12 protein-coding genes and 1 pseudogene are annotated in these 11,730 nt (G+C 67.1%); 10 read left to right on the top strand and 3 right to left on the bottom strand.

All coding sequences use genetic code 11. The features are described from left to right. Positions 1-5: 5 nt before the first annotated feature. From NNZ72_RS14770 to NNZ72_RS14725, 10 genes are all read left to right on the top strand, one after another. Positions 6-1,064 (top strand): polyamine ABC transporter substrate-binding protein, encoded by a 1,059-nt coding sequence (locus NNZ72_RS14770; RefSeq protein ID WP_257316118.1) that lies wholly within the window; start codon positions 6-8, stop codon positions 1,062-1,064. Positions 1,065-1,424: 360 nt separating this feature from the next. Next, entirely contained in the window at positions 1,425-2,225 is an 801-nt protein-coding gene (locus NNZ72_RS14765; RefSeq protein ID WP_257316226.1) for an ABC transporter permease, read from the top strand. Then, the gene (locus NNZ72_RS14760) at positions 2,222-3,013 is read left to right on the top strand and encodes an ABC transporter permease (protein WP_257316117.1); all 792 of its coding nucleotides are present in this window, start codon (positions 2,222-2,224) and stop codon (positions 3,011-3,013) included. The genes NNZ72_RS14765 and NNZ72_RS14760 overlap by 4 nt, the downstream gene beginning before the upstream one ends. Further along, positions 3,010-4,071, top strand: coding sequence for an ABC transporter ATP-binding protein (locus tag NNZ72_RS14755; protein ID WP_257316116.1), 1,062 nt, complete (start codon positions 3,010-3,012; stop codon positions 4,069-4,071). Before NNZ72_RS14760 ends, NNZ72_RS14755 begins: the two co-directional genes overlap by 4 nt. A gap of 198 nt (positions 4,072-4,269) precedes the next feature. Then, the gene (locus NNZ72_RS14750) at positions 4,270-5,565 is read left to right on the top strand and encodes a nucleotide disphospho-sugar-binding domain-containing protein (RefSeq protein ID WP_257316115.1); all 1,296 of its coding nucleotides are present in this window, start codon (positions 4,270-4,272) and stop codon (positions 5,563-5,565) included. 276 nt (positions 5,566-5,841) lie between these two features. Further along, a complete protein-coding gene (locus tag NNZ72_RS14745; protein WP_306766324.1) occupies positions 5,842-6,192 on the top strand; it encodes a cupin domain-containing protein in 351 nt (116 codons plus the stop codon). A 21-nt stretch (positions 6,193-6,213) separates the two neighbouring features. After that, positions 6,214-6,561, top strand: coding sequence for a cupin domain-containing protein (locus tag NNZ72_RS14740; RefSeq protein ID WP_257316113.1), 348 nt, complete (start codon positions 6,214-6,216; stop codon positions 6,559-6,561). 157 nt (positions 6,562-6,718) lie between these two features. Beyond that, a complete protein-coding gene (locus tag NNZ72_RS14735) occupies positions 6,719-8,224 on the top strand; it encodes an aldehyde dehydrogenase family protein (RefSeq protein WP_257316112.1) in 1,506 nt (501 codons plus the stop codon). Positions 8,225-8,243: 19 nt separating this feature from the next. Then, positions 8,244-9,431, top strand: a complete 1,188-nt coding sequence (locus NNZ72_RS14730) for a saccharopine dehydrogenase family protein (RefSeq protein WP_257316111.1) — start codon at positions 8,244-8,246, stop codon at positions 9,429-9,431. A 162-nt stretch (positions 9,432-9,593) separates the two neighbouring features. After that, positions 9,594-9,767 (top strand): hypothetical protein, encoded by a 174-nt coding sequence (locus NNZ72_RS14725; protein ID WP_257316110.1) that lies wholly within the window; start codon positions 9,594-9,596, stop codon positions 9,765-9,767. A gap of 39 nt (positions 9,768-9,806) precedes the next feature. Here the strand turns inward: NNZ72_RS14725 and NNZ72_RS14720 are convergent, their stop codons facing one another. The 3 genes and pseudogenes from NNZ72_RS14720 to NNZ72_RS14710 all read right to left on the bottom strand — a co-directional run. Continuing rightward, complete coding sequence (locus NNZ72_RS14720; RefSeq protein ID WP_257316109.1) at positions 9,807-10,145, bottom strand: RidA family protein; 339 nt, start codon at positions 10,143-10,145, stop codon at positions 9,807-9,809. Positions 10,146-10,208: 63 nt separating this feature from the next. After that, entirely contained in the window at positions 10,209-11,186 is a 978-nt protein-coding gene (speB, locus tag NNZ72_RS14715; RefSeq protein WP_257316108.1) for an agmatinase, read from the bottom strand. A 198-nt stretch (positions 11,187-11,384) separates the two neighbouring features. Further along, positions 11,385-11,730 (bottom strand): annotated as a pseudogene (locus tag NNZ72_RS14710) (dihydrodipicolinate synthase family protein); the annotation flags it as partial.

Below are 11,730 nucleotides of genomic sequence, written 5' to 3'. Positions count from 1 at the left end.
CTTCCGTGAAAACGAAGAACGGACTGGCTGCGACCACCGCGGCCGCGGCGCTTCTCGCCGCAAGCCTTGCGGCCGGCACGGCATCCGCCGCCGATCTCGTCATCTCCAACTGGGACGGCTACATGGCCCCGGACATCGCCGACACCTTCAAGGCCGCGACGGGCCTGGAGATCGAGGTGGTCAACCACGCCACCAACGAGGAGGTGATGGGCAAGCTGATGGCGAGCGGCGGCAAGGGCTACGACATCGTCTTCGTCTCCTCGCCCTTCGCGGAGATCCTGAACGGGCAGGGGCTCGCCGAGCCGATCGACCACGCGGCCGTGCCGAACCTCGCCAATCTCTACCCGGAGGCGACGACGCTCGCCTACGACCCCGGCAACACCTTCTCGGTGCCCTATACCTGGGGCACGACGGGCCTCTGCTACCGCTCCGACCTCGTGGAAGGCACGCCGGACAGCTGGATGAACCTCTTGCAGCCCTCCGACGCGCTGAAGGGCAAGACGACGATGCTTGCCACCGACCGCTGGCTGATGGCCGCGGGCGAGCTCGCCAAGGGCTATTCGGTCAACGAGACCGACCCGGCGAAGCTTGAGGAGGTGAAGAACCTGCTGATCGAGGCGAAGAAGACGCTGCTCGCCTATGACGACACGACCTTCTATTCCAAGCTCGTCTCCGGCGAGGCCTCGCTGGTGCACGCCTGGGACGGCTGGTGCAACTACGGCATCGGCGAGAACAAGGACATCAAGTACGTCGTGCCGAAGGAGGGCTCGGACCTCTGGATCGACACGATCGTCGTGCTCAAGAGCTCGGCCAACAAGGAAGCGGCGATGAAGTTCATCGACTTCATCCTCGACGCCAGGAACCATGCCTGGGCGGCGGAGAACATCCTCTACAAGGTGCCGAACAAGGCGGCGATGGACAGCCTCGACAAGGCGCTCGTCGAGCAGTACCCGAACATGGCCATGGCCCCTGCCGACTTCACGAAATACGAGCTGCTGCGCGACCTCGGCGCCGCGCAGAAGGACTATTCGCGCATCGTCAGCGAGATCAAGGCCGCGAACTGACACGCGGCCTTCCTCCCGTGGCGGCCCAAGGCTATCGCATATGGAATTATGAGGGCGCCCCCTGCTCCTTCTCCCCGGCGGGGAGAAGGTCGCGGCAGCGGGATGAGGGGCGCGCCGGAGGCAAGAAGCCGCGGACTTGCCCCCTCATCCGGCCCTCCGGGCCACCCTCTCCCGCCGGGGAGAAGGGGAAGCGGCAACGCCGTATCGATATGCGATAGCCTTGGGCCGCCAAGGGATTTACCCTTTAACTGACAACGGGCGGGCGCGGAACGCGGCCCCGCCGGAGCCTTCGCATTGTCCTTCAACGCCACCAGACCGACCCTGCTCGCAGCACCCGGCGTCGCCTGGCTCGTCGCCTTCATGGTGGCGCCGTGCCTGCTGGTGCTGAGCTACGCCTTCTTCGAGCGCGGCGTCTGGGGCGGGGTGGAATACACGTTCACGCTGGAGAACTTCGCCCGCGTCGCCGACCCGCTCTATGCGAAGATCTTCCTCAACTCCGCGCGCATCGCGCTGACGGCGTCGGTGCTCGCGATCCTCATCGCCTATCCCGCCGCCTATGCGATCAGCCGCGCGCCGCGCATGACGCAGCCGGTTCTGCTGTTCTTCGCCGTCCTGCCCTTCTGGAGCAACTATCTGATCCGCACCTATGCCTGGATCGTGCTGCTCAACCGCGAGGGCCTCGTCAACAACCTGCTGCGCAAGCTCGGCTACACCGGCGAGCCGCTCTCCATGCTCTACACCGAGGGCGCGGTCATCACCGGCCTCGTCTACAACTACCTGCCCTTCGTCATCCTCGCCATCTATTCGGTTCTGTCGCGGCTGAACCCGGAGCTGATGGAGGCCTCGCGCGATCTCGGCGCCGGCCCGGTGCGCACGTTCCTGCGCGTCACGCTGCCGCTCACCCTGCCGGGCGTGGCGGCGGGCGGCGTCTTCGTCTTCGTGCTGTCGATCGGCAATTTCGTGACGCCCGCGCTGCTCGGTGGCGGGCGCTTCCAGATGGTCGGCAACCTCGTCTACGACCAGTTCCTGACGGCCAACGACTGGCCCTTCGGCGCGGCCCTCGGCGCGGCGCTGATCGCCACCATGATCGTGCTCCTCCTCGTGCAGGCGCGCGCCACCGCGCACGCTTCCGGCGAGCGGGCAGGGGAGGCGCGGGAATGAGCGCCGCCTTTCGCCAAAAGCTGCCGGGGCGGATCGTCCTTCTCCTCGTCTTCGGCTTCCTCTACCTGCCGATCGCCGTGCTCGTGCTGCTCTCCTTCAACGCCAGCGGGCTTCCCACCTCCTGGTCCGGCTTCTCGACGCGCTGGTACGGCGCATTGCTCAACAACACCGACATCCTGCGCGCCGCCTGGAACACGCTGGTCGTCGCCGTCTTTGCCACCCTCATCTCCACCGTGCTCGGCACGCTGCTGGCGCTCGGCATGGAGACGCGGCGCAGGAAGAGCAGCGGCCTCGAAGCGCTCGCCTTCGCGCCGATGGTCATTCCCGACATCGTGCTCGCGGTGGCGCTGCTGACCTTCTTCTCGCGGCTTTCCGTCGCCATGGGCCTGCACACGATCGTCGTCAGCCACGTCATCTTCGACCTCGCCTTCGTCTGCTCGGTGGTGCGCGCGCGGCTCAAGCATTTCGACTTCTCCATCGTCGAGGCCTCGCGCGATCTCGGCGCCTCGGGCTGGACGACCTTCTGGCGCATCACCTTTCCGGTGCTCTTGCCGGCGATCGTCGCGGGCGGCCTGCTCGCCTTCACGCTCTCGGTGGACGAGTTCATCATCGCCTTCTTCACGGCGGGCACGGGCCGCGCCTCGATGACGCTGCCGATGCAGATCTATTCGATGATCCGCTTCGGCATCACGCCGGAGATCAACGCGCTCGCCACCCTCGTCATGGGCGTCAGCGCCACCGCGCTCCTGCTCTCGCAATGGCTCAACAGGGAACAGCACGTCCCATGACAGAACCGACCAGCCCGGCACCGATCCTGCGCATCGAGGGGGTCGCAAAGACCTTCGGCCCGGTGACGGCCGTCGATGGCGTCAGCCTCGACATCCGCGAGAACGAGTTCTTCGCGCTGCTCGGCCCCTCCGGCTGCGGCAAGACCACGCTCCTGCGCATGCTCGCCGGCTTCGAGAGCCCGAGCGCCGGCCGCATCCTGCTCGACGGCAACGACATCTCGCCGCTGCCGCCGGAAAAGCGCCCGCTCAACCTGATGTTCCAGTCCTACGCGCTGTTCCCGCACATGACGGTGCGGCAGAACCTTTCCTACGGGCTGGAAATGGAACGGCTCGCCAAGGCGGAGATTATCCGCCGCGTCGACGAGACCATGGCGATGACCGACCTCACGCCCTTCGCGGGCCGCAAGCCCGACCAGCTTTCCGGCGGCCAGAAGCAGCGCGTGGCGCTCGCCCGCGCGCTGGTCAAGCGGCCGAAGGTGCTGCTGCTCGACGAACCGCTCGGCGCGCTCGACAAGAAGCTGCGCGAAAAAATGCAGCTCGAGCTGAAGCGCATGCAGCACGAGGCCGGCATCACCTTCGTCATCGTCACCCACGACCAGGAGGAGGCGCTGGTGATGGCCGACCGCATGGCGATCCTGCGTGACGGCAGGCTGCTGCAGGTCGGCGCGCCGGAGGAGATCTACGAGCGGCCGGCCGACCGCTTCGTCGCCAATTTCATCGGCGTCATGAACTTCGTCGAGGGCAAGGTCGGCGCGGACGGCATCTTCGAGGCGGAGGGGCTGCGGCTGGCGCTCGTCGATGCGAAGCCCGGCCCGGCGACGCTTGCCGTGCGGCCGGAAAACGTCGCCGTCGGCCCGCCCGGCGAGCGGCTTGCCGGCACCGTCGCCGACATCGCCTATCACGGCCTCGACCGGGTGCTGCACGTCCAGACCGCCGCCGCCGGGACGCCGCTGCAGGTGCGCGTGCCCGCCGGCACCGCGACGTGGCGGATCGGCGATGCGCTGAGCCTCAAGATCGACCCGGCCAAATGCCGGGTCTTTTCGGGGGATACACCATGAGACACCGCATACCCGCCTCCGCCCCTCACCCTAGCCCTCTCCCCGCAAGCGGGGAGAGGGGACTTGCCCTGCGAAAGGGTCATGGGTTGGGAAAGCGATGCGGCAAATTTCCTTCTCCCCGTTTACGGGGAGAAGGTGGCCGGCAGGCCGGATGAGGGGCAGCCGGCAACACCGATATCGAGAAAACAGGGGAACACCATGTCAAAGACCATCGCATTCTTCCCGGAAGCGGCCTTCGGCCCGGCGCTCAACTCCGTCGGCATCGCCCAGGCCGTGGAGGCGCTGGGCCACAGGGCCGTCTTCCTCTCCGACCCCGGCTTCGTCTCCGTCTACGAGGGCTACGGCTTCGAGGCGCATCCCGTGAACCTCTCCGAGCCGATGCCGCCCGAGCAGATGGCGAAGTTCTGGGAGGACTTCATCAACGGCCACATCCCGAACTTCCGCAAGTCGCCCTACGACCAGATCGACAACTACGTGAAGGACTGCTGGACGGCGATCGTCGACAGCGCCAAATGGGCGGAGAAGGACCTGCCCGGCGTGCTGGCGAAGATTTCGCCGGACCTCATCTGCGTCGACAACGTCATCCTCTTCCCGGCGATCAAGCGCTTCGGCAAGCCCTGGGTGCGCATCATCTCCTGCTCGGAGAACGAGATCGAGGACCCGAAGATCCCGCCGCATCTCTCCGGCTGCGGCGAGAAGGATTTTTCCTGCCACCAGGCCTATCGCGACCGCTTCAACGAGGTCATCAAGCCGATCCACGACGATTTCAACGGCTTCCTTGCGGAATGCGGCGAGGCGGCCTATCCGATCGGCCAGTTCTTCGAAGCCTCGCCCTTCATGAACCTGCTGCTCTATCCGGAGCCGGTGAAGTTCGAGCGCGCGCATCCGCTCGATCCGAAGCGATTCCAGTATCTCGAAGGCTGCGTGCGCAAGGAGAAGCCCTACGAGGTGCCGACCTTCGCCGCAAACAACGACAAGCCGCTGATCTACATCTCCTTCGGCTCGCTCGGGGCCGGCGACACGGGGCTGCTCAAGCGCCTGATCGTCACCATCGGCAAGCTGCCCTATCGCGCCCTCGTCAATGTCGGCGACTACATGGGCGAGTATGGCGATCTGCCCGGCAACGTCATCATCGACAGCTGGTTCCCGCAGCCCTCCGTCATCCCGCAGGTCGACGCCGTCATCCATCACGGCGGCAACAACTCGTTCACGGAATGCCTCTATTTCGGCAAGCCGGCGATCATCATGCCCTATGTCTGGGACGGCCACGACAATGCGACCCGCGTCGACGAGACCGGCCACGGCTTCAAGATGCCGCGCTACGACTGGACCGACGCCGACCTCGCCGCGAAGCTCGAAACCTGCATCAACGACCCGGCGATGAAGGCGAAGCTTGCCGCCACCAGCGCGCACATGCAGGCCCGCAACGGCCCGCAAAAGGCCGCCGGCATCCTCGATGAGCTGGTGCGGACGGGGAGCTATGCCGGTGCGTGACGCTCACCCCCTCCATCCATCTCCCCCCTCGAAGACAGGGCGGTCGCATATGGTTTTGCCCCTCACCCTAACCCTCTCCCCGCAAGCGGGGAGAGGGGACGTGCCCAACGAGAGGGTACGGGTCCGGGAAAACGGCGCGGCAAATTTCCTTCTCCCCGCTTGCGGGGAGAAGGTGGCCGGCAGGCCGGATGAGGGGCCATGCCCATATGCGATAGCCTTGCCGTTGAGGGGGAGATGGCCGGCAGGCCAGAGGGGGGTATCGCCATGACCGCCACCCTGAAATCCTCGGCGCCGCACATCCACAACGCCACCACCTTCGCCGGCCTCGTCGACTGGGGCGACCAGCCGGATTGCCTCGAAGGGCAGTCGCATTCCTCCGGCCGGCTCCTGCACAAGGGACCGGACAACCGGCCGGAAACGGGCATCTGGGTCTGCACGCCCGGCCGCTGGCGGCTGTCGATCCCGCGCGACGAGTTCTGCCATTTCGTGGCGGGCCGGGCGGTCTACCGCTCGGATACGGGCGAGGTGATCGAGGTCGAGGCCGGAACGGCGGTGATGTTCCCCGCCGGCTGGACCGGCGAATGCACCGTCATCGAGACCATGCGCAACATCTACATGCTGGCCTGACCGGCAGAGAAAGGACATCCCATGACCGCCACCCCGCTGATGCGCAAGCCGCTCGAGGAGACCGACCTCAAGGACTGGGGCGTCATCCCGACGATGATCGAGGGCGAGAGCCGCACCTCCGGCAAGGTCATCCACAAGGGCCCGGACGGCCGGTCCGAATGCGGCCTGTGGATATGCACGCCCGGAAAATGGTTCTGCCACGTCACCCGCGACGAGTTCTGCCACTTCCTGGAGGGCCGCTGCACCTATGTGCACGAAAGCGGCGAGGTGATCGAGATCACCCCCGACACCGCCGCCTTCTTCCCTGAGGGCTGGAAGGGCGAATGCACCGTCCACGAGACGGTGAAGAAGGTCTACATGATCCGGTGAGGCAAGGGGCCGCCCCCTCATCCGGCCCTTTCGGGCGACCTTCTCCCCGCCGGGGAGAAGGGGAGGCGGCGGCGGCATATGCGGCTTTCCCTCTCCCCTCGGGGAGAGGGCAGGGTGAGGGGGCTTTCCCACCCTCCGACAACGAAGGAAGAGTATCATGTTCGACCCCGCCGATCCCGTGCACTACCGGCACCCGGCCTATGTCCCGAGCGCCGGCCGGCGCCATGCGGTGACCGATCCGGCGCGGCTCGTCGCCGTCGGCGCCATCGCCGACACGACGCCGGCCGAGATGGAGGCGGCGCTCGACGCGGCGACCGCCGCGCAGACGGCCTGGAAGCGCCTCGACGCCAAGAGCCGCGCCACCGTCCTCCACCGCATCGCAACCCGCATCGAGGCGACGGACATGCGCCGCTGCGCCGAGCTGATGTCGCGCGAGATGGGAAAACCCTATCCGGAGGCGATCGGCGAGGTGGCGAACTGCGCCGGCGCCTTCCGCTATTTCGCCGAGATGGCGCGCGACGAGGCCGGCAAGGTGGCCGGCACGACGCAGGCCGGCTCCTTCCAGCACGCCCGCTACGAGGCGCTGGGGGTGAGCGTGCACATCATGCCGTTCAACTTCCCGATCCTCTTGATGTGCTGGACGGTGGCCGCCTCGCTCGCCTCCGGCAACGCCTGCATCGTCAAGCCGGCGCCGGCCACAACGCTGTCGACGCTCAAGTTCATGGAGGTGTTCGAGGCGTTGCCGGAGGGGCTGATCGCCTGCCTGCCGGGCGGCGCGGAGCTTGCGGCAGCCCTCATCGCCTCGCCGAAGACGCATGCCGTCGCCTTCACCGGCTCGGTCGCGGCGGGCCGTGCGGTGGCGATGGCCGCAGCGGCCGAGATGAAGCCGGCGGTGATCGAGGCGGGCGGCTCCGACCCGCTGATCGTGACGGCGCATGCGCCGCTCGACGTGGCCGCCGCCGGCGCCGTCACCGCCGCCTTCCACATGTCCGGCCAGGTCTGCACCTCGGCCGAGCGTTTCTTCGTGGTCGACGCCGTGCACGACGCCTTCGTCGAGAAATTCGCCGCCGAGACGCGGCGGCTTCGGATCGGCAACGGCCTTTCCCGCGCCGAGATCGGCCCGCTCGTCAGCGAGGCGGCGCGGGCGAAGGTCATGCGGCTGGTGGAGGATGCGACGGCGAAGGGTGCGACCGTCGTCACCGGCGGAAAGATCCCGGAAAGCGAGCCGGTCGGCTGGTTCTACGAGCCGACGATCCTGACGGACTGCACGCCGGACATGGCGATCCTGCGCGAGGAGTGCTTCGGCCCGGTCGCGGCGATCATGCGGGTTGCCGATTTCGACGAGGCGATCGCGCGGGCGAACGACAGCGCGTTCGGCCTCGGCGCCTCGATCTTCACCACGTCGCTGGAGGAGGCGATGGAGGCGGCCGAGCGGCTGGAGGCCGGCATGGTCTGGGTCAACAACCCGCTGATCGACAACGACGCGCTGCCCTTCGGCGGCTGGAAGAAATCCGGCCTCGGCCGCGAGCTCTCCCGCCTCGGCCTCGATACCTTCCGCCGCTCGAAGATGGTCATCATCGACCACAAGCCGGTCGTGCAGGACTGGTGGTATCCCTACCCGGACGACTGGTTCTACGAGGACGGCGGGCGCAAGCACGCCTGAACAGACAAAGGAAAGACCGATGATCATCACTATTCTCGGCGGCGCGGGCTTCATGGGCGCGGGCATCGTGCGCGACCTCGTCTCCGACCGCACCATTATCGACATCGCCGAAATCCGCCTCTGCGACGCCTCGCGGGAGAAGATGGAGGCGCTGGCGGCCGATCTCGGCGACCCGCGCATCGCGCTCGTCGATCTCGACGTGACGGATGCCGCGGCGCTGGAGCGGGCGATCGCCGGGGCCGATATCTGCATCAACTGCGTGCCGACGCTGCTCGGCTTCCAGATGGCGATCTTCGCGGCGGCGCTTGCCGCCCGCGTCGCCTACATGGACCTCGGCGGACTCGGCACCTATACGGTCAAGCAGCTTGCCGAGCACGAGCGTTTCAAGGCGGCGGGCGTTGCCGCCGTCATCGGCTGCGGCGCCGACCCGGGCATGTCGAACGTCATCTGCCGGGCTGTCGCCGACCAGCTGGACGAGATCGACCGGATCAACCTCTACTGGGCGGCCGAGCTCACCGGCGAGGAGAACCCGGTGCTGGTGCCGCCCTACAGCGTCTCGACGGTGCTCGCCGAATACGCCCATCCGAGCACGCAGTTCTATGACGGAAAGCATGTCGAATGCCCGCCGATGAGCGGCCGCGAGTTCCTCGATCTGCCGGAGCCCTGGGGGCGCTGCGAGTTCATGCATTCGCCCCATTCCGAGCAGCTCACCGTGCCGCTCGCCGACGGCATCCGCGAGAAGGGCATCCGGGAATTCTCCTGGAAGCTGCACCTGCCGCACCGCGAGCACGAGGCATGGGTAGGGCTGGTCAAGGCCGGCTTCGGCGATTTCGACGAGCCGGTCACGATCGGCGGCGTCAGGGTGAAGCCGCTCGACGTGCTGAACAAGGTGATCGAGCGCAACATGCGCAGGAACGCGGAGAAGATCCCGGCGCAGGAGAGCCACGAGATCCATTTCGCCATCGGCCGCGGCCGCAAGGACGGGGTGGCGCGCACCGTGCGCGTCGAGGTGACGGTCTCGCCCGATCCGCTCTATGCGCCCTATGTCGACGCCTGCACCTCGATGAACGCCTCCATCGCCGCCCAGCTCATCCTCGCCCATCCGAGGAAGCCCGGGGTGCACGCGCCGGAAAGCTATTTCGATGCGGCGACCTATTTCCCGGAGCTCGAGAAGCGGAAGTTCCGCATCGCGACGATCGTCGAATGAGCCTCAGGCGGAAGGCCCGTTCATCTTTGTGGCGGAATTGAGAAAAAATACCCTACCAATCTTATAGGGTTCCTGTATAAATTTCCTTCGAGAACGGGCGGGCCATGAGGCCCGTCTTTCCGGGAGGCCGGCAAACGGCCTGAGGACGAAGGGATGATGGCGATGCGCAATGCAATCTTCGGCGGCCGATCCACCCATGGTTCCCTCGATGCGGCCGGCGCCGGCACGCTCGGCAGCCGCCGCACCCGCCGCGCGGAGCGGCAGGCGCTCGTCAGCAGCCTCGCCGTCGTCTCCGCCTTCCTCTTCGTGAGCGCCGTGGTCTTCGGCCTCATCTGAGGAGAACCGGCCGGGAAGCCCGGCCGGCTCCATCGTCGGTCAGACGAGAGCGCTGACCTGGATTTCCACCAGCAGTTCCGGCGTGGCGAGACGCGCTTCCACCGTGGCGCGGACCGGCAGGTTGTCCTGGTCGACCCACTGGTCCCACACGTCGTTCATCTGCGCGAAATGGGCGATGTCGCGCAGCCAGATGCTGGCGCTGATCAGCTTCGCCTTGGACGTGCCGGCCTCGGCGAGCAGCGCATCGATCTGCGATAGGATGTGGCGGGTCTGGCTGGCGGTGTCGGCTCCCTCGCCGGTGACGCCCGCCGTGGTGACGACGCCGTTGACGACGACGGCCTGGCAGAAACGCTTGCCGGGTTTCAGACGCTTGATCATGGTTGTTCTCCTTCTTCGGGTTGACAGGGTGATTTGTTTCTCGCGATTGCGGATGTGAAGCCGCTATGCGCTTTCGCCGGAATTGCTCTGGCGGCGCTGGACGCCCGGAAGCACGCAGAGCATCTCGAACAGCAGGTTGGCGGCGGTGATCGCCGTGTTGCCGGAGGGATCGTAGGGCGGCGAGACCTCGACGAGGTCGCAGCCGACGAGGTTCAGGCCCCAGCAGCCGCGGATGATCTCCAGCGCCTGGATGGTGTTGAGGCCGGCGATCTCCGGCGTGCCCGTGCCCGGCGCGATGGAGGGGTCGAGGCTGTCGATGTCGAAGGTGAGGTAGACCGGCCCGTCGCCCATCTGCGCGCGGACCTCCTCCATCAGCGGCGTCAGCGACCTGTGCCAGCACTCCTCCACCTGCACGACGCGGAAACCCTGCTCGCGCGGCCAGTCGAAATCGTCGGCAGCGTAGCCCGTGCCGCGCACGCCGATCTGGATGCAGCGCTTCGTGTCGAGCACGCCGGCCTCGACCGCGCGGCGGAAGGGGGTGCCGTGGGCGATCGGCTCGCCGAACATGTGCTCGTTGATGTCGGCGTGCGCATCGACGTGGATCAGGCCGACGGGGCCGTATTTCTCCGCCATGGCGCGCAGGATCGGGTAGGAGAGCGTGTGGTCGCCGCCGAGGGTGAGCGGCTTGCAGCCGTCCCTGATGATCTCGCGATAGGCGTCGGTGATGATGTCGATGCATTTCGGCAGGTTGAACGTGTCGATCGCCACGTCGCCGATATCGGCCACCTGCAGGCTGTCGAAGGGCGCCGCGCGCGTCGCCATGTTGTAGGGGCGGATCATGCAGCTCTCGGTGCGGATCTGCCGCGGCCCGAAGCGCGTGCCCGGCCGGTTCGAGGTGCCGATGTCCATGGGGATGCCGACGAAGCAGGCGTCGAGCCCTTCCGTGGTCGGCTGCGTCGGCAGGCGCATCATGGTGGCGGGACCGCCGAAACGGGGCATCTCGTTGCCGCCGAGCGGCTGGTTGAAGGCTTTCGTCGTCATCGCTTCCCTCCGGCGCGGCAGGGGTCCGTTCGCCCGCCGCCCGCGCCCTGGTTGTGAACCTGTGGCAGGCCCCGCAGAATCAGCCGGGCCACGGCGAATGTGGCACGAACGCGCCCGCGTTCGTACCCCGGAATGCACAGGAAAAGGCCCTCCCGCACAGGCTGTGCGGAAGGGCCTTCTGTCCGGGGAGGCGGGTGCTTACGGCTTGCAGGCCTGGACGGCGCCGGGCAGCTTGCTCCATTCGCCATACCAGGTGTCGAACAGCCTGAGCTGCGCCTCGACATAGCCGCGCTGGCTGTCGGAGAGCACGTCCGTCTCGTTGAAGTGCAGCGTGTATTCCTTGTCCCCCTTCAGCACCATCATGTGCTTGAAGTAGAGCACCAGGTCCGGGCCCTCGTCGAAGGAGGAGAGGACGGCGAGCGCCGCCTCCAGCTCCAGCGCACGGGCGCGCGCATCCGGGTCGCCCTTGGCGGCGGCCTTGGCGAGGTTGCACATGTGGATCACCTCCTTCGGCAGCACGCAGCCGATGCCGGTGATGGCGCCG

Origin of the sequence: Shinella pollutisoli (assembly GCF_024609765.1) — a bacterium.
GTDB classification, from domain to species: Bacteria; Pseudomonadota; Alphaproteobacteria; order Rhizobiales; family Rhizobiaceae; genus Shinella; species Shinella pollutisoli.
This window is presented reverse-complemented; position numbering and strand designations above follow the sequence as displayed.

Excerpts from the sequence above, each read along its gene's own strand:
- NNZ72_RS14765 (WP_257316226.1), top strand. The coding sequence starts at position 1,425 with ATGGTGGCGCCGTGCCTGCTGGTGCTGAGCTACGCCTTCTTCGAGCGC.
- NNZ72_RS14760 (WP_257316117.1), top strand. The coding sequence starts at position 2,222 with ATGAGCGCCGCCTTTCGCCAAAAGCTGCCGGGGCGGATCGTCCTTCTC.
- NNZ72_RS14755 (WP_257316116.1), top strand. The coding sequence starts at position 3,010 with ATGACAGAACCGACCAGCCCGGCACCGATCCTGCGCATCGAGGGGGTC.
- NNZ72_RS14750 (WP_257316115.1), top strand. The coding sequence starts at position 4,270 with ATGTCAAAGACCATCGCATTCTTCCCGGAAGCGGCCTTCGGCCCGGCG.
- NNZ72_RS14740 (WP_257316113.1), top strand. The coding sequence starts at position 6,214 with ATGACCGCCACCCCGCTGATGCGCAAGCCGCTCGAGGAGACCGACCTC.
- NNZ72_RS14735 (WP_257316112.1), top strand. The coding sequence starts at position 6,719 with ATGTTCGACCCCGCCGATCCCGTGCACTACCGGCACCCGGCCTATGTC.
- NNZ72_RS14730 (WP_257316111.1), top strand. The coding sequence starts at position 8,244 with ATGATCATCACTATTCTCGGCGGCGCGGGCTTCATGGGCGCGGGCATC.
- NNZ72_RS14725 (WP_257316110.1), top strand. The coding sequence starts at position 9,594 with ATGCGCAATGCAATCTTCGGCGGCCGATCCACCCATGGTTCCCTCGAT.
- NNZ72_RS14720 (WP_257316109.1), bottom strand. The coding sequence starts at position 10,145 with ATGATCAAGCGTCTGAAACCCGGCAAGCGTTTCTGCCAGGCCGTCGTC.
- speB (WP_257316108.1), bottom strand. The coding sequence starts at position 11,186 with ATGACGACGAAAGCCTTCAACCAGCCGCTCGGCGGCAACGAGATGCCC.